Source organism: Paenibacillus sp. JT31N7 (assembly GCF_059692095.1).
The window spans coordinates 61,108-84,824 of the sequence record NZ_JCAUAT010000004.1; the positions used below are offsets into that span (position 1 = coordinate 61,108).

21 protein-coding genes are annotated in these 23,717 nt (G+C 46.3%); 12 read left to right on the forward strand and 9 right to left on the reverse strand.

Annotated features, from left to right (window positions below):
- Window positions 1-11: 11 nt before the first annotated feature.
- Together AC58P5_RS18935 and AC58P5_RS18940 are read right to left on the reverse strand one after the other, a co-directional pair.
- Window positions 12-3,005 (reverse strand): DEAD/DEAH box helicase, encoded by a 2,994-nt coding sequence (locus tag AC58P5_RS18935; protein WP_497389223.1) that lies wholly within the window; start codon window positions 3,003-3,005, stop codon window positions 12-14.
- Window positions 3,002-4,186 (reverse strand): hypothetical protein, encoded by a 1,185-nt coding sequence (locus tag AC58P5_RS18940; RefSeq protein WP_497389225.1) that lies wholly within the window; start codon window positions 4,184-4,186, stop codon window positions 3,002-3,004. Before AC58P5_RS18940 ends, AC58P5_RS18935 begins: the two co-directional genes overlap by 4 nt.
- 304 nt (window positions 4,187-4,490) lie before the next feature.
- Here AC58P5_RS18940 and AC58P5_RS18945 point away from each other — a divergent pair, with 304 nt between their 5' ends.
- The 3 genes from AC58P5_RS18945 (at window position 4,491) to AC58P5_RS18955 (ending at window position 8,945) form a co-directional block, all read left to right on the forward strand.
- Window positions 4,491-6,230 carry an ABC-F family ATP-binding cassette domain-containing protein gene (locus AC58P5_RS18945; RefSeq protein WP_497389227.1) on the forward strand — a complete coding sequence of 580 codons (1,740 nt, stop codon included), beginning with the start codon at window positions 4,491-4,493 and terminating at the stop codon, window positions 6,228-6,230.
- Window positions 6,231-6,464: 234 nt separating this feature from the next.
- On the forward strand, window positions 6,465-7,325 hold the full coding sequence (locus AC58P5_RS18950; protein WP_497389229.1) for a S1 family peptidase: 861 nt from the start codon (window positions 6,465-6,467) through the stop codon (window positions 7,323-7,325).
- A 45-nt stretch (window positions 7,326-7,370) separates the two neighbouring features.
- Window positions 7,371-8,945, forward strand: coding sequence for an ABC-F family ATP-binding cassette domain-containing protein (locus tag AC58P5_RS18955; protein ID WP_497389231.1), 1,575 nt, complete (start codon window positions 7,371-7,373; stop codon window positions 8,943-8,945).
- Here AC58P5_RS18955 and AC58P5_RS18960 read toward each other — a convergent pair.
- The 4 genes from AC58P5_RS18960 to AC58P5_RS18975 all read right to left on the reverse strand — a co-directional run bounded on the left by AC58P5_RS18960 (window position 8,940) and on the right by AC58P5_RS18975 (window position 12,050).
- Complete coding sequence (locus tag AC58P5_RS18960; protein WP_497389233.1) at window positions 8,940-10,136, reverse strand: MFS transporter; 1,197 nt, start codon at window positions 10,134-10,136, stop codon at window positions 8,940-8,942. The genes AC58P5_RS18955 and AC58P5_RS18960 overlap by 6 nt on opposite strands.
- Before the next feature lie 137 nt (window positions 10,137-10,273).
- Complete coding sequence (locus AC58P5_RS18965) at window positions 10,274-10,861, reverse strand: TetR/AcrR family transcriptional regulator (protein WP_497389235.1); 588 nt, start codon at window positions 10,859-10,861, stop codon at window positions 10,274-10,276.
- Window positions 10,862-11,071: 210 nt separating this feature from the next.
- On the reverse strand, window positions 11,072-11,548 hold the full coding sequence (locus AC58P5_RS18970) for a GyrI-like domain-containing protein (RefSeq protein ID WP_497389237.1): 477 nt from the start codon (window positions 11,546-11,548) through the stop codon (window positions 11,072-11,074).
- Between the two features lie 22 nt (window positions 11,549-11,570).
- Window positions 11,571-12,050 (reverse strand): hypothetical protein, encoded by a 480-nt coding sequence (locus AC58P5_RS18975; RefSeq protein ID WP_497389239.1) that lies wholly within the window; start codon window positions 12,048-12,050, stop codon window positions 11,571-11,573.
- A 167-nt stretch (window positions 12,051-12,217) separates the two neighbouring features.
- On the opposite strand from AC58P5_RS18975, the gene AC58P5_RS18980 reads away from it, so the two are divergent.
- The 3 genes from AC58P5_RS18980 to AC58P5_RS18990 all read left to right on the forward strand — a co-directional run bounded on the left by AC58P5_RS18980 (window position 12,218) and on the right by AC58P5_RS18990 (window position 14,880).
- Window positions 12,218-13,195, forward strand: coding sequence for a helix-turn-helix transcriptional regulator (locus AC58P5_RS18980; protein WP_497389241.1), 978 nt, complete (start codon window positions 12,218-12,220; stop codon window positions 13,193-13,195).
- Between the two features lie 508 nt (window positions 13,196-13,703).
- The gene (locus AC58P5_RS18985; RefSeq protein WP_497389790.1) at window positions 13,704-14,345 is read left to right on the forward strand and encodes a hypothetical protein; all 642 of its coding nucleotides are present in this window, start codon (window positions 13,704-13,706) and stop codon (window positions 14,343-14,345) included.
- A 112-nt stretch (window positions 14,346-14,457) separates the two neighbouring features.
- Entirely contained in the window at window positions 14,458-14,880 is a 423-nt protein-coding gene (locus AC58P5_RS18990; RefSeq protein WP_497389243.1) for a hypothetical protein, read from the forward strand.
- A 148-nt stretch (window positions 14,881-15,028) separates the two neighbouring features.
- Here the strand turns inward: AC58P5_RS18990 and AC58P5_RS18995 are convergent, their stop codons facing one another.
- Window positions 15,029-15,451, reverse strand: a complete 423-nt coding sequence (locus AC58P5_RS18995) for a tetratricopeptide repeat protein (RefSeq protein ID WP_497389245.1) — start codon at window positions 15,449-15,451, stop codon at window positions 15,029-15,031.
- Between the two features lie 744 nt (window positions 15,452-16,195).
- Between AC58P5_RS18995 and AC58P5_RS19000 the strand changes: the two genes are divergently transcribed.
- The 3 genes from AC58P5_RS19000 to AC58P5_RS19010 all read left to right on the forward strand — a co-directional run bounded on the left by AC58P5_RS19000 (window position 16,196) and on the right by AC58P5_RS19010 (window position 17,652).
- Complete coding sequence (locus AC58P5_RS19000; protein WP_497389247.1) at window positions 16,196-16,549, forward strand: hypothetical protein; 354 nt, start codon at window positions 16,196-16,198, stop codon at window positions 16,547-16,549.
- Window positions 16,550-16,588: 39 nt separating this feature from the next.
- Window positions 16,589-17,155 carry a hypothetical protein gene (locus AC58P5_RS19005; protein ID WP_497389248.1) on the forward strand — a complete coding sequence of 189 codons (567 nt, stop codon included), beginning with the start codon at window positions 16,589-16,591 and terminating at the stop codon, window positions 17,153-17,155.
- A gap of 89 nt (window positions 17,156-17,244) precedes the next feature.
- The gene (locus AC58P5_RS19010; RefSeq protein ID WP_497389250.1) at window positions 17,245-17,652 is read left to right on the forward strand and encodes a DUF7668 domain-containing protein; all 408 of its coding nucleotides are present in this window, start codon (window positions 17,245-17,247) and stop codon (window positions 17,650-17,652) included.
- A 158-nt stretch (window positions 17,653-17,810) separates the two neighbouring features.
- On the opposite strand, the gene AC58P5_RS19015 is transcribed toward AC58P5_RS19010, so the two are convergent.
- Together AC58P5_RS19015 and AC58P5_RS19020 are read right to left on the reverse strand one after the other, a co-directional pair.
- Complete coding sequence (locus tag AC58P5_RS19015) at window positions 17,811-19,268, reverse strand: MDR family MFS transporter (RefSeq protein ID WP_497389252.1); 1,458 nt, start codon at window positions 19,266-19,268, stop codon at window positions 17,811-17,813.
- A 76-nt stretch (window positions 19,269-19,344) separates the two neighbouring features.
- Window positions 19,345-19,584 carry a hypothetical protein gene (locus AC58P5_RS19020; protein ID WP_497389254.1) on the reverse strand — a complete coding sequence of 80 codons (240 nt, stop codon included), beginning with the start codon at window positions 19,582-19,584 and terminating at the stop codon, window positions 19,345-19,347.
- A 454-nt stretch (window positions 19,585-20,038) separates the two neighbouring features.
- Here AC58P5_RS19020 and AC58P5_RS19025 point away from each other — a divergent pair, with 454 nt between their 5' ends.
- The 3 genes from AC58P5_RS19025 to AC58P5_RS19035 all read left to right on the forward strand — a co-directional run bounded on the left by AC58P5_RS19025 (window position 20,039) and on the right by AC58P5_RS19035 (window position 23,656).
- A complete protein-coding gene (locus tag AC58P5_RS19025) occupies window positions 20,039-20,716 on the forward strand; it encodes a zinc dependent phospholipase C family protein (RefSeq protein ID WP_497389256.1) in 678 nt (225 codons plus the stop codon).
- 276 nt (window positions 20,717-20,992) lie between these two features.
- Window positions 20,993-21,841, forward strand: a complete 849-nt coding sequence (locus AC58P5_RS19030; protein WP_497389258.1) for an AraC family transcriptional regulator — start codon at window positions 20,993-20,995, stop codon at window positions 21,839-21,841.
- A gap of 858 nt (window positions 21,842-22,699) precedes the next feature.
- The gene (locus tag AC58P5_RS19035; RefSeq protein WP_497389260.1) at window positions 22,700-23,656 is read left to right on the forward strand and encodes a hypothetical protein; all 957 of its coding nucleotides are present in this window, start codon (window positions 22,700-22,702) and stop codon (window positions 23,654-23,656) included.
- The last annotated feature ends 61 nt before the right edge of the window (window positions 23,657-23,717 follow it).

A 23,717-nucleotide genomic window follows, 5' to 3' on the forward strand; every position in this document is an offset into this window, starting at 1 on the left:
TAATCGCGAGACTAGTCCCGCCGCAGCGAGAACAACTCCCGCAGCGCATCCGTCGACAGCTCGGTAATCCAGCCCTCCGAGCTGGAGATGACGTTGTCGCTTAGCTGCTGCTTGTTCACCAGCATCTCGTCGATGCGCTCCTCGAGCGTGCCGAGCGAGATGAATTTATGCACCTGCACGTCGCGCGTCTGGCCCATCCGGTAGGCGCGGTCGGTCGCCTGGTTCTCGACGGCCGGGTTCCACCAGCGGTCGAAGTGGAAGACGTGGTTCGCCGCGGTCAAGTTAAGCCCGACGCCTCCCGCCTTGAGGGAGAGGATGAACACGTTCGGCTGCTCGGACGGCGGAAGGTCGCGGGATTGGAACCGTTCGACCATCCGGTCCCGCTGCGCCTTCGGCGTGCTGCCGTTCAGGTATAGCACGGGTTCGTCCAGCTCCCGCTGCAGCACATCCTGTATCATCTTGCCCATGCCGATGTATTGCGTGAAGATGAGGCAGCGCTCGTCCGCCTCGCGCAGCTCCTTGACCATGGCCAGCAGCCTCTCCAGCTTGGAGGAGCGGGCGACGATCGCCTCCGTATGTAGAGGGCCATCCTCCAGCTCCGTTCCCATATCCTCATCCAGTAGAGCTGGATGGTCGCAAGCCTGCTTGAGCCGCGTCAGTGCCCCGAGAATAGCGCCTTTGCGCTGGATGCCGTCGAGCTTCTTCAGCTTCTCTAGCAGCTCCTTAACGCAATTGTCGTACAGGGCAGCCTGCTCGGAGGTCAGTGGAACATACGTCTTCATCTCGTTTTTGTCCGGCAGGTCGAGCTGGATGGCGGGATCCTTCTTCTTGCGTCGCAGCATGAACGGTTTCACTAGCCGCTTTAGTTCAGCCGTGCGACGCCCGTCCTGCTCACGCTCAATCGGAGAGGCGAACCGTTCCTGGAACGACTTGGCAGCCCCGAGATAGGTGGGCACGATAAAATCATAGATGGACCATAGCTCCGCCAACCGGTTCTCGATCGGCGTCCCGGTGAGCGCGATGCGATGGAGCGCGGGAAAGCTCTTGACCGCCGCGGCCTGCCTGGTCCCGGCATTCTTAATGTTCTGGGCCTCGTCCAAACAGACAGCGCCCCATTGGAATCGGGCGAGCGTCTCCTGGTCGAGCGAGGCGGTAGCGAAGGAGGTCAGTATGACGTCAACGCTGCGGGCCTCGTTCCGGAACGCGTCGCCGTTCTTACGCCCGGAGCCGTAATGCATGGCCACTCGCAGCGACGGGGCAAAGCGGGAGATCTCCTTCTGCCAGTTGCCGAGCACCGACGTGGGGCAGACGATAAGCGAAGGGAGTCCCATCCCCTCGTCCGCCTGTTCCTTGGCGTAGAGCAGGTAGGCAATCAACTGGACCGTCTTGCCGAGGCCCATGTCGTCCGCGAGACAGGCCCCGAGCCCGAAGCGGCGGAGAAAAGCCAGCCAGGTGAATCCGTCCTGCTGGTAGCTGCGCAGCTCGGCACGCAGACCGGCCGGCGGATCGAGCCGCGGCCATTCGCTCTGCTGATTAATCTTGGCGAATAGCTCGGTCAAATGCGCGTTCAGCTCGACATCGAGCTCAACGCGAGCAGCATTGGTCCCGAATGTCTCCGCGCCGGCATCTGTGGCTCCGCCATCCGCGCCGACGTCCGTCTCGGCCTGCGAGAGCAAATGCAATTGCAGTACATCTTGGAAGCTCAATCCCTGGCTCTTGTCCATGCCTTCCATCATGCGGCGGATCTGGGCAATCAGCGCCGGGTCGAGCACGATCCAGCGGTCCCGGAACTTCACGAGACGCTCCCCTCGCGCGAGCAGCTCGTCGAACTCCTCCTCGTTCAGGTCGGCGCCGCCAATAGAGATGCGCCAGTTGAAGCTCAGAATCGCTTCCAGCCCGAATAAAGACTTGATGCCGCCACGTTCTTTGGACTCGTCCTCCGACTGCACCGCCGCGCGCAGCCGCGGTTTCTTGCGGCTGGCGGCTTCCCACCATGCGGGCAGCAGCACCTGCCAGCCGGCTTCGAGCAGCCGGCGGCTGTCCTCGTTCAGAAACCGCCAGGCCGCCTCGTCGTCAAGCGGCTTGCCGAGCACGTCCTCGCCCCGCGACAGCCGATCGTGCGGAAGGCTGGCTCGCAGCCGTTGCAGCCAACCGTCCGAGCGGCTGCGGATAGCCTCCGCCCATGCGTCAGGCCACTTGCCGACCGCCGAGCCGTCGTCGCCGAGCCGTACTCTGCGGAGCTTAGCCGGATCGCTCTTGTCCTGCAGCACGAACCGCAGCCGCCAGCGGGAGTGCTCGTCGCCCTCCCATGGCTCCAATAGTTGCAGCAAGGGGCGGAACGGCGCGACATCCGCTTTCCAGCCAATCTGCACGAGCCAGCTCTCGTCGTCCAGTCCCGCCGTCGCGGCCGCCGCGTTCTCGCGCGCGAACAGGGCCGGGAATTCGCGGCGCAGATCCGCCTCGTCCGGCTCCGTTCCGTAGAAGCGGCTCATGACGGCCGCCGAGAAGGCCGCCTTCAGCCCGTCGCGCGCCTCATCGCTCCAACTGCCGCTCTTCAGGTCCAGTTCGTCGCGACGCGCCTGTCCGAAGGTCGCACCGACCGCCGCCGCATCCCAGCTCCAGCGCAGCGAGCCGCTGCGGTAAGCCGCAAGATCGGGCGCGTACAGCCGCTTCTCCAGGCATTCGGCCAGCATTGGCGCCAATTCGGCCAAGCGCGCGGCATCGTCTTCCCACTTCCACTCCATATGCGCCAGTAGAGGTCCAGATGCAAAGAAGGGGATGACCTCTTCGGCGGGCAGCACAATGGCTTCGAGCTCCCCGACCTTGACGAGCTCCAGCTCGGTGCCATAGAAGGACGGCTCGTGCCAGGCGAACAGGCGATGCTTCAGCTGAAGCCCGGTCCACTCCCGCAGCGAATCCGGGTCCGCGAAGAACAACGCGTCGCCATGCGACGTCAACATCATTCGAACCGCGATGGTATCCAGATTATCGATCGTCGTCGTCATGGAATCAGCTTTCCTTTCCGCAGTTCTTCCTGGAGGGCCCGCAGCCGGCTATGCCGGCTCACGAATGTCTCTATGTACACGTCCCACCGCTGCTCACGCTTTAGCTTCTTGTACAGCTTGGCCAGCCGTTTGAGCAGCTTCACCGCTCGCTTGTAGCCGTGGCGGGTTCTTAACAACACGTATTTCTCTGTGCCTTGGTGGTAGAACGGCAGCAGCGCCTCCGGGGCCTCCTTCTCGATGGGCTGCAGATCCTTCGCCCGGAAGTCGAGCGGATCGCTTCCGAGGCTAAGCTGATAATCAACCCACTGACGCCAACGGCCGAAGCGCATCAGGCTCTCCTCGTACAGGCTGCTGGAGTAGGGAAGCAGGCTCGTAATCGCGCTCCACATGTTCCTCTCGGCCTCCGGCAAATGTCCGACGACGGCTTCCCAGTAGCGTCCGTATGTATCCAGGCTGCCGGGGCTGCGACCGACCCGCTCGGTGGCGCAATGGCTTAGCCAAGCCTCTAGCCGTATCCATTCGCCAGCCTCCTCCAGCACGCGCAGAAAGCGGAACACATGCCCGGGATTTAGCCGATGCCGCTCCGCTGCTTCGAGCAGCCGCCAAGCAGCTTGATCCTCTTGAAGCCAGAAGTGAATCCAAGCGCGGGCGACAAGCGGGAAGAGCTTATTTTCCTTGCCGAATCCATCGGCCAAATGGGACAGCTCCTCCTTAAAGAGGCGAGGGCTGTCCGCATCGGACGATACCAGAATCAACCACAGCTCCACATAGATATCCAAATAGACTGGAGGGAACCACGCATTCGCCTTTACCGTTTCGCGGATGTAAACGGCCGTCTCCAGCAGTCGCCCTTGATGCTTGACCGCGATCTCCGGCGGCAAGCCGCTATTGAGGTGAGCCTCAATCGTATCTATCGTCTCGGATGCCGCCACCTGGGCGAAGTAGCCCGAGTGGCGGTCGGTCGATTGCTTGCGAAGCAAAAACAGCCCGATGTTCAGCTCGAGCAGCCAGGCCTCCTCGGGTGTCAATTCGGACAGAAAGAGACGCACTTTGGAGCGCACTTCGTTACCGTAGTTTATTTGAAACGGGTTGCTCGCCGCTTCCTCGGCGTAGCCTGCGATCAGGCCCTGACACTCTTCAATGCTCAGCTCGCTCAGTCGATTTGACTCGGTTATCGTCATAATGCCGGACATTCCTTTCTTGAGCTTTGGCCGCTCGTAAATCCTCCCTTCATTATAACGATAAATGGTAAAGATGGCATACAGCCCAAAGACCATTGATCTAAGACCCGATTAACGTCGGCTTAAAAACGGCCACCCGCCGCAATGACAGCTAATCCGATAAGGACCACAAGGGATACAATGGGATTGAAGTTGGCTGTAAACAGTGTTACTCTAACAGCGGTAAATACAGCGGTAAATTCAAAATACATGGTTTGCAATACATCCAATACCCACTATTTTAGTGATAAAGAAAGGTAATACTATGATAAAAGTCGATAACTTATCCTTCTCGTTTCCGCAAAAAGAACTATTTGACAACATTTCATTTACGTTAGAAGAAGCACAACATTGCGCTTTTATCGGAACAAGCGGCAGTGGGAAAAGCACATTGATAGATATACTGATGGACCCGGAAAGATATCTTTTCGATGGTAAATTAGAGATGGACCCCGATTGTACAATTGGATACGTAAGTCAGTTCTCAGAACTAGACAACACGAAAGAAACAACCGTTTTTGAATATATAGGAGAACCATTTATAAAGCTTCAAAATGAAATTCAATCGATTTGTACGGAAATGGAAACCTCAACAGATATAGAGCCGTTACTGGAAAAGTATCAATTCGCTTTAGACGCAATGGATGCTATCGGTGGGGATGATTTTGAAAGCAACATTCATAAGCAGCTAAATGTAGCAAACCTTATGAAGCGAAGAGATAGTAAGGTAGCCGACCTGAGCGGCGGGGAATTCAAACTTATTCAAGTGATGAAGGAAATGCTTAATCGTCCCGACTTAATGATTATGGACGAACCGGATGTGTTTTTAGACTTCGAAAATCTAAATGCTCTTAAAAAACTTATTAACTCTCACAAAGGAATGCTGCTAGTTGTTACGCACAACCGATATCTACTCAATCATTGTTTCAACAAAATTATACACCTTGAAAACATGGAGATCCAAGAGTTCGATGGGCGATATATTGAGTATAATTTCTCATTACTTCAGACAAAAATTGAGTTGCAAGAAATCGCAGTCGCTGAACAAGAAGAAATTGAGAGATACGATAACATTATTGATAATCTTAGAGCTATCGCAACTATTAATTCAGAAGCATCCAGAGGGAGGGCGTTAAAAGCTAGAGTTAGATTTCAAGAGAGATTGGAAGCGCGTAGAATTAAAGCGCCATTTGTTGATATTAAGCAGCCGAATATTAGTTTTGATATTGATCATGAGATTGAAGACACCATTGTTGTAAAGGTCAGTAATTATAGTGTTGCTTTTGATGAGCTGCTGTTAGACAAGGTTAGCTTTGAGATAAAATCTACGGATAAAGTAGCTATTATCGGTCCAAACGGTACCGGAAAAACGACTTTACTCCGAGATATCTTTAAAAAAAATCATGATTCCATTGAAATAAATGCGGATGCAAAAGTGACTTATCTATCTCAGTTTCAAGGCGAGGTGTTAAAGGATTCTAATACAATACTAGAAGAATTCATTGAGGCTGGGTTTAGTACTTATGATGAGGTTAGATCGTATATCTCTCACTATGGCTTTGAAGGAGAAATCGTTAATCAGAAGATAGGATCTTTATCTGGTGGAGAAAAAAACATACTCCAATTGGCCAAAGTTTCTGCCAGTAAGGCAAACGTATTGCTTCTTGATGAACCTACAAGCCATTTAGACACCTATACACAACTAGCACTGGAGAAAGCCATTGAAGATTATAAAGGTGCGATTCTCATGATATCTCATGATTTCTATTCTGTTGTAAATGGTATGGATTATGTATTAATCATTGAAGATAAGACGATTAGAAAAATGAGTATGCGAAAATTTAGACAGATGATTTATGCTAGTCATTTTGATAAAGACTATTTAGAAGCGGAACAAAACAAAAAGTCAGTTGAAATGAAAATAGAATTGGCTTTAAAAGATACTAATTTTGAACTTGCAAAAGGATTGGTAGAGGAGCTGGAAGAGCTGATTAAAAGGCTTTAAATGACAACCCTCGAAGTGAGGTCAGTTAGCAATAAAACATGATGATAGTGGAAAAATATCAATGATGTAACCCAAACAAACCACTCCATTCCCGGAAGTGGTTTGTTTGAATTCCCAACTGGACTAATAATGTATTCAATGCGACGCAGGACGTTGCCGCCATCTTCCCCCAATTATAGGCAGTTTGATGATACAATAACGGGACAAGATTACGGCGAATACGGAGGGATGCGCATGGAAAATAATCCGAGTCGAAACAAAGAGAACTCTCTTTCTCATTCCGAAGAGAAGCAAGAACATGAGAATGACCACCCATATGCAGACGAGGAGTGGGACTTTGAGTCGGAAGAGGAGGACGACGACGGGGGTTCATCGGCCAACCGACGGAAGTGGATCAGAAATACGGTCATATTCCTGCTCGTTGCCGGTCTAGTCGGAAATATATTGGCCTTCTGGCCGCAAATCTACAACATGAAGACGCTCCCGCTCTTGTTCGGGTCGAGGGAATTATCCAGCCAAACTGAAATCCAAAGCTATAAAGAAGCGGTTGTTACAGTCAGCACGGACAACGGCAAGGGCACCGGATTTCACATTAACGGCGGCTATATTGTGACCAACTACCACGTCATCGAAGATAACGGCTATATTATAGTGAAATTCCCGGGGCAAAGTCAGAGTTATAAAGCGGAGCTGTCGGGCAGCGATCCCGATCTGGATATCGCCATACTGAAGGCGGACATCGGGGATCAACGGCTGCCGTTTATTGAAGTCGAGCGAGACAACAAACAGTGGGAGCCTGATGAACAAATCTACGTGATTGGCAATCCGCTTCATCTCACGCAAATCGCCATCAAAGGGGCTATTATCGGCTTGGTCCCGATCCAAGGCCGTCAGACGCCGGTCATGGCCCTTGATGCGCCGGTCTATAACGGCAATAGCGGCTCTCCCGTCATTAACAAGCGTGGCAAAGCCATCGCCGTTGTATTCGCCACTGCCGATGTCGAGCATCAAGACCAAATGATAGAGGCCGGCTTGGCCGTACCGATTGCCGACATGGAGACCCTGCTGCGAACTTCGCTGCCGCCAGTAGAATAAAAACTTTAATATTTTCGACATCTTGCTAAAGTAAGGGTGATAGCCATGAGCGTAATACGTTTGGAGAACGTCACGAAGAAGTATGAAGGGTCCATGATCTTTCGCGATATTTATTTTCGAGTTATGCAAGGGGAACGTATCGGCCTGATCGGACGAAACGGTGCCGGCAAGTCGACGGTATTTAAGCTCATTATGGGCAAAGAGGAGCCGACTTCCGGCAGAGTAGAAATAAATCCTCAGTTGAAAATCGGATATTTCTCTCAATTTTCGGAATTGAGCGGAAGCCTGTCTGTTCAGCAAGAACTGGAAATGTGCTTCGAGCAGGTTGCCCTTATCGAACGAGAGCTACTAGAGGTAGGAGATAAGCTGGGTTTGGTTACAGACAATAACGAAATGGAGAGGCTGCTAGCGAGGCAGGCGGAGTTATTCGAGCAAATGGATCATCTCGATGGCTGGAATGTGTCCGTCGAGATTAACACAGTGCTCACGAAGCTAGGGTTCAACGACAGATCTCGCAATCAGCCGATCGATGAGTTGTCCGGTGGATGGCGTAACCGTGCGGCGCTCGCGAAGTTACTAATCGAGCTGCCCGATGTCGTTCTGCTCGACGAGCCTACGAATTACTTGGATATGGAAGGCATTGCATGGCTGGAGCAGTGGCTGTACCGGTTCAAGGGAGCCATGATTCTGGTGTCGCATGACCGGCAATTCATCGATAAGGTCGTCACGCGTACGATCGAGATCGAGAATTTTCATTTTCAGGAATACGAAGGCAACTACACCGATTACGTCCGTAAGAAGAAGATGCGCAAGAAGGAGCTGGACCGTCAGTTCGAATGGGAGGAAGAGCTGCTGCTCATGGAGTCTGAGGCGATCGACGACCGCGCGAGCAGGAAATCCGCTTCCAAGGACCGTCTCTCACGGAAGCTGGCGGATAACAAGAAGCGGATCGAGCCGCATCCCGTTAACGTACTGATTACCGATATTTACGAGAGGCTGCGTTTCCCGGATAAGCTATGCGAAGTGAAGAAGATCGGACAGACCTACGAGGGCAGGCAGATCTTCGAGAACGTTAGCTTCGATATTCAGAAGGAAGATCGCTTGGTCATCGCGGGGCCGAACGGAAGCGGGAAGTCCACGCTCATCAAGACGCTTGCCGGGGCGGAGAAGCCGGAGTCGGGAGAGGTTATCTGGGAGAAGGGCGTTAGCTACGCCTACTTCAACCGGATGTGGGAGGAGCTTGATCCCAAGGATACCGTTAGCCACGCGGTGAATACGTATGGATTGGGGCTGGACGCCCCGCGCAAAAAGGTGGCCAAATTTCTATCGATGCTGCAATTCTCGGAGGCGGATCTGAGCAAGGAAATCGGCAATCTGTCCGGCGGACAGAAGGCTCGGGTGGCGCTGGCTAAGTGTCTTCTATCGGGTGCGGCGGTTATCATCTTGGACGAGCCTACCAACCATCTGGATCTCATGAGTATTCAGGTCATGGAGCAAGCTCTAATCCATTTTCCCGGCGCCGTCATTACGGTCAGTCATGATCGCTTCTTCATCGATAAGATAGGGACGAAAATGCTGACCTTCGATCCGGTGACGGGAGTGACCGAACAAAGTCTATAAGGGAGAATGGTTCTCTCGATACCTCTCAACCTTGCTCTTCATCATGATGGCTGACGTTTTAGCTCTCTTTAAGTAGGGAAGCAATGAAATCAAGCCCAGGATCGCCAGAATAAAACCGACCCATAACGGAGAGTGGAGCCCGTATCCGCTGTCGATTGTCAGTCCTCCGATGAAGGATCCGACGACGACGCCGAGGCTAATAATCGATCCGTGAACGGTCGTAACAAGCGTGCCGGTCCCTGCAACGCGGGTGATGCGGGTCGACATGGCGGGATTCAGGGTCACCCCCGTTAGGCCGATCATAATGACGGCGATGACTGAAATGTACGGACTGCGTGGATAGAGTCCAAATATCATCAGCGCTGCAGTTAAGAGCATCAATCCTATGGTTAGGGTTGGCATCATATATCGATCGGCAGTTCTGCCGGTAACAAGGTTTCCTGCGATGGTGGCTATGCCGTATATTCCTAATATAAGCGGAACCATAGCGGTGTCAAAGCCGGAGAGGTCGGTAAGGATAGGTGTAAAATAACTGAATGCGGCAAACGTCGCCCCGATAATGAGAAGGCTGGTCGCAAAGGCAGCCCATAGATTCGGATTTTTGAAACTCGCCAGTTCACTGCGCAAACTAACGGACTCCGAATGGGATGCGGTGGGGATCGCTTTCATGCCCAACATTCCGGACAGCAAAACTAGTACGACAACCGCCCAGAAACTGGACCGCCATCCGAAATATTGGTTGAATAGCATCGCCGCGGGCAAGCCGAGCGCGGTAGCAACCATTAGACCGCCAAGGACGATGGAAGCGGCACGACCGCGGTACTGAGGACTGACTAAGTCAAAGCAAATACCCAGCGAAATGCCGAAGCAGGCAGCGGAGGAAACCCCAGTCATGATCCGGGCAACCATCATCACCTCATAACTGATGGCTGAAGCGCCAAGAATCTGACCGAGCAGGAATATGGCGGAAATCAACAAGAAGGCCCTCTTCTTCGACACTTTGGACAAGCCAATCGCTAACAAGGGCCCCCCCACAATCATCCCTGCAGCATAAGCGGTTATAAGGTAGCCGACGGAAGCAATGGATACGTCAAATTCCTTCGATAACGAAGGCATAATTCCGGCTACCGTGAATTCTGCAGTGGTCATGGAGAAGATCATCATCCCCAGTACATAAATAGCAAACGGCATAGCAATTACCCCCATTTCTTAATAAATTGTAATGATTAGTACAAAATGAGACGTGATAATGCTTCTAAGGTGATCTGCTTAGACGTCTTTAATTTTTTATTAATCAGTACAAAATAAGCCGTAAAAAAAGCGCAACGCTAAAATACGATTTCCAACGTTGCTTTGGCCATTTGAACGGCCCTTTCACGATTCTGAGCGGCATTGAGTACCCGGAGTCCATAATAATTGCCTAGAAAGAGGTGGACTAAATCCGAAGCCTGATGTGTCCGCGGGATCTCTCCCGACATCTGCCCCGTCTCAATAGCCTGCTGCAGAGCCTGCTCCAGCAAATCGACATGTCGTTTGAATAGGCGTTCGACCACCGGATCTCTTTGCGCACGCTCCATTGCGGCATTGATCAATAAGCAGCCTCTTCGATTTTCGTTTGCAAAGTCCTCTTGGATGGCCCAATCCAACAAAGCACGAAAGCGGTCTTTTATAGGCCCCTGTCCCTGGAGAATCTCAGTCTGGGCTTGGATGCCGATTTCATGGTAATGCAAGAGGGCTTGTTCATAAAGCTCATGCTTACTTCCGTATGCATTGTATAAGCTTCCTCTTCCAAGACCGGTTTGTTTACACAAATCTTCTGTCGAGCAAGCCTCGTAGCCGGTTTCCCAGAATAATTCCATGGCCGAATCGATCACTGCGGTATCCTTAAATTCTCGTGGTCTTCCGCTTTTCCTCACTTCATTGCCCCCCTTCCTGCTCTCTAATAAAAACATAATAATTATTTTGTACTGATATGTCAAATATTTGTCTGAGTTTGCCGATAGACCTGTTAAGCTGAATCATATCAATGTTGCATCTACAGTAAATAGGCCGCCCCGTTCAGGGCAGCCTTCTGGCTTACAAAGGAGGTATCTTCGAGAAATAGGTGGTATACACTTGCCATCCTACTATTTTTTAACCACGGGAACCCAAAATTCGCCATAGAAAGTGCCGTTACCGTTTTCTTTGCGATAAGTCGCATTTGGACCGCCGATGTAAGCATAGTCAGTGATTTGTGCCAAGACTTCGCCAAAAGCGCGGTAAGTCAATTGATCAAACAAAGTTTCCTTTTCGCCGATTCCTGCGAGCACTATGTACTCGCTTTCCGGAAATTCGATGATGCGTGTTGCGTCAGCCACCGATTTGCCGGCTTCTACCGCGAAATAATTCCACGGTCTGCCTTGATAAACCTCGTTGACGGACCATTCGCGATTATCTTTTGCGGCCGCCTTGAGCTTATCAAAACGTCCGTCGGCCTTGAGTTCTGCCCAAAACTCTGCTTTTTCCTTTTGCAGAGCTGGAGCGTCTTGAAAATTCGATTGAAGTGAGAAACCATAAGCGGTCAATGTAAATGATTTTTTGTGTTCAACGGTGTAATTTGCCATGAGAGACCTCCTTTGACTGAGATTAGTCTACTACTTTTTTTACACGAAGCCACATTTCCCCGTAGAATTTACCGTCTTCAATTGCTTTGACGAATGTCGAGTTACCTGGACCAACGTATTTGTAGTCCGTGATTTCTTGCAGCAGGCCACCGAAAACTTTGCCTGTTATTTCGTCAGCAAGGCGGTCTTGGTCAGAGCCTGTGCCAGGCACTACGAGGTGATCCCCAGCGAGGAAGTCGAGGACGACCGTGTCTTCCATGTCGTATGCACCCTTCACGCCGAAGCCGCGCCAGGCTTTGCCGTCGATAACGTAGTTGATTTGATATTCCTGTCCGTCAGCGAGCGCGAGAAGTTTGGCAAGCTTGCCGTTTTCAGTGATTTCAGCTTTTTTCGCCGCAGTTTTGGCGGCATTACCCGCCCAGTCGTTGTAGTCCTCAAGTGAAACACCGAAAGCAGTCATTTTGTAGTTTTCCGAGATTGTTTGGATGGAGTAGTTAGACATTTTGATCTCTCCTTTAGGGTCATATCTTACAAGATTGATACTATTCGCTAAATGTATCAAAAAATGAAACCTTTTATCCGATATCAAAAAGTAATGCAAAATCAGCATCAAAATCAGTATGAATGCTACATTTCTGATACAATAAAATCATGAAAAAGATAGAACGAGTGAACCTGATCATGCGCTTCATCAATAACCGCGCGCATTTCACGATTGCAGAGATTCAGCGTGAGTTCAAGATTTCCCGCGCGACGGCGATCCGCGACATTAACGAGATACAGGCGATGGGTTTTCCGCTGACGACCGAGCTTGGACGCGGGGGTGGATACAATGTCCTGCAAAATCAGTATCTGTCCGCCGTCCGTTTCACGCCAGAAGAGCTGAAAGCGATATTTATCAGCTTTATCGCTTCGAAAAATTCGCAGCTGCCCTATTTGCAAAATCGCCGTTCCATCACTGAAAAACTCATTGGCATCGCTTCGCAAACCCAGCACGACGAGTTGATCGAGCTTAATAATATCTTGCTTTTTGAAAATACAAATCCTGCTAATCCGAATCTATTGGAACTTGATGATGCGGCGCCTGCGGAGTTGAACCAGTTGATTTCGCTTGCTGCGCGGGATAAGCACTTGCGTTTGACTTATGAGCCGAGTCCCGGGTGGCCACAGTTAATGGACGTTTTTTTGATTCATATTTTTAATTCAAACGCTCATTGGCTGGTCGAGGTTTATGATCTTGATACCGATGAGTTTCGTTATTTGCCTGTTGAGATGCTGCGGGACTCGGCCATTTCTGAGGAGAAGATGAGGCGGCCTAAGCAAGAGATTTTAAACAAAAAACGGCTTGGCGCACGTGAGTCCAATCTGATTGTAAAGCTCGATGCGACCGGGATTCAGCGCTTTAAGCGCTTGCACCCGCCGGGGATTATTTTGTCCTTTACAGGGATGTTCCAGTCGAGTGGGATTTTCAATGCTCAACTGGATGTGACCGATATTGAGGCGCTGGAGTATTATGCGGATTGGCTTTTGTTTTTGGGGAAAGGGGTCGAGTTTGAACGCATTCCTGATGAGCTGCGCTTGACTTTGGAAGAGCGGTTAAGGGGAAGTGTTGACGCTTTAACAAAATATACGCTAGGCACAAGTTAAGGCTATCCTGCTGCAGGGTGGCCTTAACATTATATTTTAGGCAATCACCATCGGAAATGTCGCATAAAGGAGAATAGAAATGACCGTAAAGTTTAGCTTGAATTATACAGATGGAGATTTTATCGATAACATAGAAGTTCCAATTTATAAAGAGTATCGCAAGGGGACTTCCTTTCATCTGTACCATTTAAATCGCAACCCTGCTCTTGTTGAACATAAAGAATTATTGGTTATCGATGAATCGGGGATTGCAACGGAGAGTATGTTTAAAAGTGTTACAGAATTTTGTGAAAAAATCATCCCCTACTTATTGAGCAGGAAACAAGAATCTTTATTTTTATTTGGGGAGTACTATGATAAAGAGAAGGATAAGATGGTGGATATAGATGATATCGAGATTTCCTGTTTAATAGGCGGGACAGCTATCTTACAAGAAGAGGGAATAAGTAGTCTAGGACCTGGCGGCCTAAGAGGTACCTCGTTAAGTATCTTGAAGGAGAGTTGTAGAATGCCTTTGGACAATAAAATAAACGTTTTAGTTGAGCGAACGGATAGTATTCTTTACTATGCCGATTCTGACCTGCGGAAAGATCAGGGGACAGGCTGGATCGGTGGAAATGCACCCGATTTTTTTGATGATCAAGATGACCTCATCCATGAAGGTAACCAGAAATATGTTTTTTACTTGACCCTCGTCCATCCCTTTAAACCGGAGAGCATGATTTCGATCTTCATTCCTGAAGACTATGAGGAGTATTTGGAAAATAATCTATATCCTAATTGCTCGATCAAGGTGATTGAACACCCCATTTCAACTGAGAGCACCAAAGAGATGTTCACTAATCCAGGCCTTATAAAACACATCATTTCGAATGGGACATTAAGCAATGACGAGAAATCGATGGATCAGTCTTTTTTGATCAAAGTAGGAGGAAACCCGAGACTTATTCAAAATGAAGACTATTATTTTGCGAAGCTGGGGGAGGAGTCATTTTCCTTTTTATTTCAAGTAGATGAAGATGGTTACCCCGAAACGTTGATTCATGACAATTACAGTTATCCTTTTGGTTTTGGATCCCTATATATCTTCGCTATAATTGGGGCGACCGAGATAGAACGCCCTGTAGCGGGCTTTTGGCAATTCTCTTGAGGAAGCTGCTGCCGCATGTCCAGGTTTTTGCATTCAGCTAACTGGCAGGATAGTAAAAGTTAAAGGGTGAATACTTCTAACTGTAAGCCCACTATTCAAGGGGGTGAGCATTATGAAAAGTAAATTAGAACATGACATTATTACTACAGCAGAGAGTTTCGTAAATAATTTTTCTGATAAAGGAAATTTTGATTATAGTGTGCAAAGTCTAAGAGAACTTGACGAATTGCTAGAAGAATTATGTGAGTATGGAATCGATGATAATACATTGGATTCTGTTTCTTCTATGGCTGGATGTTACATTTTCGAAGTGGCGAGAAGGAATTATGGGGGACGGTACATTTGGGTACAAGAAAGAGACCAACCCGTGTTAGTTACTGGAGAGCCTGAATATTCAATTTCTATATTTGCCTTCGATAAAGTTAGAGGCAGAATTCGGAATGGTAAAGAAGATGATATTCCCTATTATTTCGATGGCTATGTCGAAGCGGTTGAAAAAGGTAAGAATACAGGGTACATAGCAACAATTGTTTAAAGCAGCTTAGAGAAAACTTCTTCCAAACCCGGACCTTTCTAAAGGCCGGGTTTGTTTCGTTTATAACGGTAATTTTAAATGCCTCTGTTATCGAGCAGCAACAGAGATAACAACAGATTTTAATGATAGGTGAAACTAACCTGAATTTTCATATCTCTATGTTTGTCTCCAAAAACTCAAGATACTTGGGGTCGTCTTCCATAAAAATTTCAATACCGGCACCCATGTAAGCCCGGGTTAACTCGTCAGCTGCCTTTTCGAAGTTTTCCTGTTCGTAATATAACTGCCCCAGCCGAAGATGAATATACGGATTCCCCAACCCCTTCGGACACTGCACGGCATTAAAAAAGCACTTGAAGGCCTTATCGTAATTCCTCATATGATAGTGGACATCTCCAATAGCTGCATATATCCAGGTAGCGGCCTCCCATTCTTGATGATTTTCAGGCAATAAGCGAAGGGCGGCCATATAACTTTGCTTGGCGGCGTCAAAATCGCCTGTCTTCACTAAATCATCGCCTTGTTTGCATAGAGCCCTAATTGCGGAATAAGTGGAATCTGGGAGCTGCAACGTGATCTCTCCTGTTCTATTGATTGGATAAATGAATGCGCTCGCTCGGCACAGTCTTTGACTTCAGGCAAACAATCCCATCCATGTTTTCAGTTTTATAGTTCAAAACAAAAAACACAAGAAAAAATTGACGGTGATTTTGTTATGTCAATTGCTAGAATTTCTGCAGGACTAAATAAGCCCCTGTTGATGGAATTGATTGGATCTGTAGCTCGGAGCATTTGCCCTCAGTCTGGTAAGGGATATTGGCAGGAAAATTAGATGCAGCCTGGCACTCACATTTGTCGAAACTCGTGAATGTCCCTCATGTTTGTAAGACCATAATATGGGATTATTATACACCTTCCATGATATAATGTACCGCATACAGCACTGCTCGTCATCACCAACCAGCCGCTCTACATTGGAAAGACAGAATGCTCTTCGCAGAGCTCTGCTATGGCCGGACATTTATCGAAATGATGCCGAACGAAAATAGGACCTGAAAATAGCCCGCCGAACCATTGACGCGATGAAAGCCGTTTACACCGAACTCGAATACGAAGTAGTTGAGCTTCCGATTGTACAGCATCGAAGACCAAGCCGAATACATCCGGTTGAGCATACGCTGACGAAGAATGATGAAGTGTTAGGCATTAGTAATGAAATGTAAGTAGAATGGTACGGGATCAAAAAGTGGGCATCGGATTAAGGGTAAACGGGAACGGTAGTTCCAATATACTGAAAAAAGAGGGGAAATGTAGCATGGGGGTTTCTGTTTATTACACTTGTATGAGAAATCATAACCTTACCCACAGTGAGGAGCAAGAGATAACAGCCATCATTGATAAATACAATGCGGGTTATGAAATGAAGGATATTGGAGAAACATTTTGTGTTTACGACTATGATCAGGATGAACCAACCGTGATCTTTGCAGGTTCGACAAAGCTACCCTCTTCAGATGATTTTGAAGTGATATTGAATGCGCTGTATTATTGGTTGACCTGTTTGACGTATATTAGAAGAAGTATTTCTAATGGGGATTGGCATGTTCATCTAGATGATACAGATGCCATTTGGGATGAGGAAACGGGTTGGCAAATGCCACAATATTAGTACTCTTATTCCTAACTAAAGAAGAAAAAGGAGCTTTAAATGATCTACAAATTTACAGAAGTGCTGAATGATCTGATAGACTATTTCATTCTCGGGGATATTTTGCTGCTGGAGAGCTGGAAACAGTCCAATCATCTTTCGGACAACTTAGCCATGGAGTTTACAACAAACGAAAGCGGCGATCATGCCGTGCTTGATGGTATCGTACTTCCAATCGCAGGGATTGAAAACTATCCCTATACAATTATATTTAATCTTTCTGGCGATACACCGGAGTTGTTGAGGTCAGATAGCCATTTACAATTTAGACGTGGTGGCTATTCGCTTAAAGTTGAAAACAACATACTGATGCTGTTTACTTGGCGAATACTAGAACAATTCACTAACGAAAGAGTCAACGCTTTACTTAATCATTACCGGCAATACCAAAAGCCGATGATTGAAATTGAAAACGGCTGGTACAGCATAGAAGTATTGGGTGGAGAAACGTTGCAGGATTCATATTATGAACCCACATTTGAGTTTGTTTTGCAAAAGACAGAAAGGAAGGGGCCAGCGGAATTTGACATCAATTTAGATTTTAAGATTGAAAGTACCACCTACTAAATAGAAGTTTGCCAGCCCTCGCATCGGTAAAGCATTTAAGGGACGATCTTCATAAGGTAGACTATTCTGGAGATAAGGGAGCACGTGTTATGCTTAAACGGGTATTCGGTAAAGAGAAAGATATCATTCGGGCGTTTGCAAAAGAGATTGTTGACTCCATCGCAGATGGACGATATGAGGAAATTGCTCAAAAAGTTGATGATATGCAGGATTGGGACGTTGAGCTATTAAAAGAGGTCATCGAGAGTTTTAAGGAAGATAATGAGTTGGGGCAGATCGATAGGTTTGATGTAGAATGTACCTTTAGGCCTGTTTATAAAGATGGCAGTGTTTATCAACAAGAATCCTTCTATTACTTTAACGATGGAAGCGGAATTGCTTACGAATATGCATTGACGACAGATGGCGAACCCAATGATTTGACTTTGAGTGTTGAGTTTCACTTTGAGGGTGACTATCTGAGAGTCATTTTTAATAGTGGGATTACTGTACTTTAATGACATCGTATTTTATATGGAAAATATTGTTTTAGGTCAACCCATTTGAATTCGCTAGGAGCTGTCACGCCGCGACAGGCTCCTCTTTTCATTTTTCGCCGATAGTCACGTTAAGCTGAGCCTTATCATAAATAATGGCGAAATAAGTGTATCTGGACCTAAGGCAACAAGTTTTTGGGTTCATTCTTTTGAGAAAAATCGGCGCAAAGACGGCCATTTATAAACCAACCCAGCACCAAAACAAGTATGGCGAGAATAAATTCAATCCAAAAAACCGTTTGCAAACCGGCAACGATACTTTGTGTTTTATCTTGAAACGCTGTGGGATCGAGCGAATGGCGAAGATAACGATTGGCTCCGGACGACATGATGCCGACGAACAAAGCGATGCCAATTCCCCCAGCAATCTGTTGGAGCGTATTGTATATGGCCGTGCCATGGGGGATCAGGTGACGCGGAAGTTGATTCATTCCTGCCGTCTGAGCCGGCATGACGACAAACGATATGCCTAAGAATAAGAGGACATGATTGGACAGAACGGAGCCTTGGGTTGTATCGCTGTCGATACCGGCAAACAGCCACAGCGATAGGGCGATCATGACCAGTCCGGGCATTATGACGAATCTCGGCCCGAATTTATCGAATAATTTTCCCGTCATAGGCAGCATCATTGCGTTTAAAATGCAGCCTGGCATCAGAAGTAGACCTGTCGCGAATGCTGTCAACTGCATCACATCCTGCATATAGATCGGCAGCAATGTCGTGGTGGCGAATAGAACCATCATCAGCACTACTATCAATACCGCTACCAAAGAAAAAGCGGGATACCGGAATACGGAAAGATCAATCAAAGGCTCTTTAATCTTGAGCTGCCGCCAAATAAGCAAGAGTAAGAAGAGGCCGCCTATGGCAATCAAACTGTAACTCCCAGGACCAGCCCAGACACCAGTCTGGCTGAAACCGTAGGTGACACAACCAAACCCGACGGTTGACGTAACAATGGATAAAAGATCGACCCTTGGTTTGGTTATTTCTGTAACATTCTTTAAGTAAATGAATGCATAAATAATCGAAAACAATGCGACAGGAATCACCATGTAGAACAGCCACCGCCAGTGTAAGGTATCGATAACCAACCCCGACAAAGCTGGCCCGATGACAGGGGCTATCATGATGACAAGCCCCATGAGACCCATGGCAGCCCCCCTGCGTTCCGGAGGATAGAGGGCAAGAATCGTATTCATCATCAACGGAATCAATAATCCTGTCCCGCAAGCCTGAACAACCCTGCCTATCAGCAAGACTTCGAATCCAGGGGATACTGCACACAAGCAGGTACCTGCTAAAAATAACGCCATCGCGGACATAAACATCCGGCGAGTCGTGAACCAATGCTGTAGCAATGCGGTCACCGGCACCAGTATGCCGATCATCAGCATATAACCGGTCGATAACCATTGTATGGTTGAAGCAGCAACGTTGAACTCACGCATTAATCCAGGAAATGTATTGGTAAGTAAATTTTCGTTAAGAAACGCAATAAATGCACCGATGAGCAGGGCGGCTAACATCGCCCCTCTCTTCATTCCGCTTGCCTCTTGAACCCGTTTGTTCATCTTCTACCTCCAGAGAATATTCATTGCGTTCCACGTAGTGTCGTGACACCGAATCTTCACCTGTCTGTCGTGCAGGTTATCCTACACCATTACTTTCTAACAAGGAGTAAAAATTATCGCGGTCTTCATCATCGAATTTGCCAAGCACCCGTACCCTGACAAATTCATGTCCGCCAAACATGTCGATTTCCTCGCCGCAACTATTGTAGAGCGCGATCATATTGCCATCCCGATTCCGCTCCAGATACCCGTAACAAGTTGCCTCGGGCGCTTCGCCGTAAAAGAGCAAAAATCTGATTTTGTCCACGCTGTTCATGCAGATCTCCTTTCCTTATTCCTCATCGATCTGAAGAATATTTTACGTGACACCGGATGAATTGGAAAAAGCGAAATTGCTCTTCATTCTCGGAAATTCATTCGTATTTCGAAACCATTGGGGGGGACCCCCGCTATGTCGCTCATTCGCACATTATCTCTTGACAGGATGAGGTTTGGGGATTATAGTATCGTGCCGGTTAACTCAATTAGGTAAATCAATAAAAAGGCCGACTTTTCGAAGTGCCTTGGCACCGAATCGTCAGCCTGTCGTGCAGATCATGAAAATAAAAATCCATAAGAACATCAACTAAGGAGCTGGCCGCGACAGCTCCTTTCGTAATTTTCGCCGATAGACCCGTTAAGCTGAACCTTATCATAAGTGATGGCGAAATTTTTTATTGTATACCTTACGACATATTCTTTTATTCTTTGAAGAAGGGGAGGACCGTGATATGGGTTCAAGAATAATGCACGTGATTATTGCTAATATAATTGCAGAGCGTCTGTCGATGGAAGATCGAACGCCGTTTTTACTCGGAAGCATTGCTCCAGATGCCGTTTCAACTAAAAATGAATCACATTTCTTTATAGGTGAACATCAGGACTATTCTAGAAGTGTTGACTACAAAGGATTTTTAAATAAGTATAGTTCACATACAGATAATCATTATATACTGGGATACTATACACATTTAATTGCTGATGAAATATGGATGAAAGGTTTTTATCTTGCTTGGTTGAAAAATAGAATGGATGCAGATAAAGAATTACATGGTTTATACCATAATGATTTCAGATTACTAAACGGAAAATTATTGGAACACTACGGTTTTAGAGATGAGCTGAGAAAGACGCTGTATTACATTCCTACCATCATTGATTTACAAGAGGTTATGTCCCAAGATGTCGAAAAATTTATTCCTTATGTATGGGGAGATATGGATTACGAAAAGGAAGTTGTACATCAAAAACTTAATGTTTTTACTTTTGATCAGATAGTAGGTTACATAGAAACATCAGTTGATTTAGGAGTATGGAATTTAAAACAGGCTGCCGTCTTACACCGGATACCTCTGCTCGCGAATGGTCGGTTAACCCCCATCTTTAAAGAGGGAGAGTTACGAAGGTAAATCAAAATGAAAAGTCCACGACATCCGAAATGGATGGCCTTAAACGAGCCGCTATAGACAGTTCGAAGAACACCATAAGTGACGGCGAAAAATTTTGGTAGTGGCAAGTACAGAAGCCTGTCCGGCAATCGGGTAACATAGCTAAATGTTACAAATACTCGGATTTGTTGGGATCGATCCTCAGGAGATCCTCGACATACTGACTTTTTCGTGCAGAAAATGCAAGGTAATTATTTTGTATCTGCCATAAAATTCATCTAGAAAGGAGGGAAAACGATGGATTGGTTGGACAGGATGAATAGCGCCTTGGAATATATCGAAACAAATCTAGCGGACAATATCTCATATGATGAAATAGCGCAGAGGGCCTATTGCTCCACATATCATTTTCAACGAATGTTTCCGTTTATTACTGGAGTGACGTTATCTGAGTACATTCGACGTCGACGGTTGACATTGGCAGCATTTGAACTGCAGACAACGGACGCAAAGGTTATTGATGTGGCTATGAAATATGGATATGATTCGCCAGAAGCGTTTGCACGGGCGTTTAAGAATCTTCATGGGATAATACCGATATCTGCGCGGGATAAAGGTGCTTCTCTAAAAGCCTATCCTCGAATGTCCTTTCATATTTCAATAAAAGGAGATGTCGAAATGAATTATCGCATCGAATCAAAAGGTCCTTTTGAGATGTTCGGAGCTTATGGTCTGGTCAATTCCGATCCCCAAAAAGTATATGCTGAAGTTGCTCAATTCCGTCAACAATGTGATGTGGATGGCAGTGTTGAAGGGATGAATGGATTACTGGGACGCTTTAGTAACACCATCTTGCACGCCGCCTTATATGATCATACTGGAACATCTTTTAAATACATGGTGAGTTATTTTTTGCCAAAAGGGCTTGAAATTCCGGAGAGATTTACAAAACTTTCTGTTCCAGCATTAACGTGGGCGGTTTTCCCAGAACCGCAATGTGATTTAATAAAGTTATGGGGACGTATTTATTCCGAATGGTTTCCGACATCGGAGTACGAACAGGTTGAAGGCCCTAGCTTCGAAATGTATTATGGAACGACAGGGTATCTTACTGGGGAGATTTGGATTCCGGTGAAGAAAAAATAGTTTTTACTCGAGTGAATGTATTGCACTAACGAAAATGAAAGAAAACAAAGTAAATCAAAGGAAGGCCATCCACAAAGGATGGCCTTTATTCAAACATAAAGATGTGCATGGGAACGGGGTTAGAAATGTCGCCAACTATCTTGATGCACTTTTTAGATTAAAAATAAGCAAGAGTACTGATTATAAAAGGGTAATTGAATGGTTAGAAGTGAGGAATTTACTAACACACCATTACGGAACTGCGGAGATAGATAAGCAGTTCGAAAAAATATTTGCCGTGGTTATGAATTTCGATCATGATTCAAATATGATTTTTGGGAGTATGGACGATTGCTACAGGCTCCTTAAGGACTTCGAGACATTTTCATTGTTTCTGTTTATACAATTAGGAGTCAGTTGCTGATGAATTAGACGAGCTTTAAGAGCGGTCTAAGTTTCTTATTGAGGGCGACTTGATGTCCTTGACGTGCTTCCTAGTATTGGGACACGCGTTTTGTTTGGTCTAGACATATAGTCCTATTAACATGTAGAACGACACTTTAAGTGGTGCTATAATACTATTAAATAAGTAAAATTTAACAATTGGAGTGATGTGAATGCTACCTAAGATAAAGGCTCAAGAGGTTACTGAAGACCCGTTTTCATAGTTTCAAGCACGTCGTCCAAAACTTAGAAGAAAGATTATTAAGAACTATCGTTGTATAGGCAGCAACCCTGTAACAATAGATTTGGACGAAATTGCAGTTTTAGTCGGCCAAACAATGCTGGCAAAAGCTCAATGTTGAAGGCATATGAAGTAGTTATGAGTCAAATTTCCATTCTTTTATAAAAGCATGGAGATATTCCGGAGGTTGAATAATGCAAAGTCTTGAAAGAAAGAAGTTAACTATGAAAAAAAAGGTTTATTTCATTGTCGGATTAATACTACTGCTAGTAGTAATTGGAGTTACATTTATTCAGTTATTTAGCGATAAGAAAGAAAACGATATGTTCTCGCACTTTCAACTTAGTTCTAGCTCTGAATTCTCACAAATGTATTTTAATTATCTAGATAATCTTGGGTATATAAAAAAAGACCCACAGCGTGAAACAATGATTTTTAACGAAAGTGGAACAGAGGAGGAAGATGGATTTAAGAATTTTTTAAGGTCAATTGATTCGAATAAAAAGGGCGAACTAAATAGACTTATGTATAGGTTTATGCCAGATATTGTGTTTCTGAACACTTTCCCCGATGAAGTTAACAATGAGCTCCATACCTTTGAAATCAATAAATTATTTTATCTGGGTGACAGAATTATTTATGATAAACAAGGTGAAAATAAGAACGATCAAAAAAATGGAAATAATCCACAAAAGGTAGTCGAAAAATACATTAAAGCTATTCAAAACGTAGAGGATACTAGCGGTTACAAATTTGCCCATGTTAGGGATTACTTAAATGTAACAAGTTATAAATTTATTCGCATTGATAGTAAGCAGGAGTATAATGACTATTTTATTTTGAATAAGAATTCTAACTTAGAAGCATTAGGTATGAAAAACGTGCAGAATGAAAGCCAGTTGAAAACAGAAATTATGAACAAAACAATGTTAAATCCAACTATATCTAACTATAATCAAGGAGGTGCTGACTTTTTTAAGCTTACATTTGATAGGAAAATATCTGAATTTGATTTGATATATGATGTGGAAATTACCAATAAGAAAGGAGAAAAACTTCAAAAAAAATGTTTGTTTAATTTGTCAAATGACAATCCATACCATCAGTTGAAAATCAGATACATACTTGATTTAAGCGAAATAAAGGTTTAAATAACAGTCACTCCTGAGATGGAGTGGTTTTGGCCTTAATATGCGGATATATTCTTTGTGT

Excerpts from the sequence above, each read along its gene's own strand:
- AC58P5_RS18935 (WP_497389223.1), bottom strand. The coding sequence starts at position 3,005 with ATGACGACGACGATCGATAATCTGGATACCATCGCGGTTCGAATGATG.
- AC58P5_RS18940 (WP_497389225.1), bottom strand. The coding sequence starts at position 4,186 with ATGACGATAACCGAGTCAAATCGACTGAGCGAGCTGAGCATTGAAGAG.
- AC58P5_RS18945 (WP_497389227.1), top strand. The coding sequence starts at position 4,491 with ATGATAAAAGTCGATAACTTATCCTTCTCGTTTCCGCAAAAAGAACTA.
- AC58P5_RS18950 (WP_497389229.1), top strand. The coding sequence starts at position 6,465 with ATGGAAAATAATCCGAGTCGAAACAAAGAGAACTCTCTTTCTCATTCC.
- AC58P5_RS18955 (WP_497389231.1), top strand. The coding sequence starts at position 7,371 with ATGAGCGTAATACGTTTGGAGAACGTCACGAAGAAGTATGAAGGGTCC.
- AC58P5_RS18960 (WP_497389233.1), bottom strand. The coding sequence starts at position 10,136 with ATGCCGTTTGCTATTTATGTACTGGGGATGATGATCTTCTCCATGACC.
- AC58P5_RS18970 (WP_497389237.1), bottom strand. The coding sequence starts at position 11,548 with ATGGCAAATTACACCGTTGAACACAAAAAATCATTTACATTGACCGCT.
- AC58P5_RS18975 (WP_497389239.1), bottom strand. The coding sequence starts at position 12,050 with ATGTCTAACTACTCCATCCAAACAATCTCGGAAAACTACAAAATGACT.
- AC58P5_RS18985 (WP_497389790.1), top strand. The coding sequence starts at position 13,704 with ATGCCTTTGGACAATAAAATAAACGTTTTAGTTGAGCGAACGGATAGT.
- AC58P5_RS18990 (WP_497389243.1), top strand. The coding sequence starts at position 14,458 with ATGAAAAGTAAATTAGAACATGACATTATTACTACAGCAGAGAGTTTC.
- AC58P5_RS19000 (WP_497389247.1), top strand. The coding sequence starts at position 16,196 with ATGGGGGTTTCTGTTTATTACACTTGTATGAGAAATCATAACCTTACC.
- AC58P5_RS19005 (WP_497389248.1), top strand. The coding sequence starts at position 16,589 with ATGATCTACAAATTTACAGAAGTGCTGAATGATCTGATAGACTATTTC.
- AC58P5_RS19010 (WP_497389250.1), top strand. The coding sequence starts at position 17,245 with ATGCTTAAACGGGTATTCGGTAAAGAGAAAGATATCATTCGGGCGTTT.
- AC58P5_RS19015 (WP_497389252.1), bottom strand. The coding sequence starts at position 19,268 with ATGAACAAACGGGTTCAAGAGGCAAGCGGAATGAAGAGAGGGGCGATG.
- AC58P5_RS19020 (WP_497389254.1), bottom strand. The coding sequence starts at position 19,584 with ATGAACAGCGTGGACAAAATCAGATTTTTGCTCTTTTACGGCGAAGCG.
- AC58P5_RS19025 (WP_497389256.1), top strand. The coding sequence starts at position 20,039 with ATGGGTTCAAGAATAATGCACGTGATTATTGCTAATATAATTGCAGAG.
- AC58P5_RS19030 (WP_497389258.1), top strand. The coding sequence starts at position 20,993 with ATGGATTGGTTGGACAGGATGAATAGCGCCTTGGAATATATCGAAACA.
- AC58P5_RS19035 (WP_497389260.1), top strand. The coding sequence starts at position 22,700 with ATGCAAAGTCTTGAAAGAAAGAAGTTAACTATGAAAAAAAAGGTTTAT.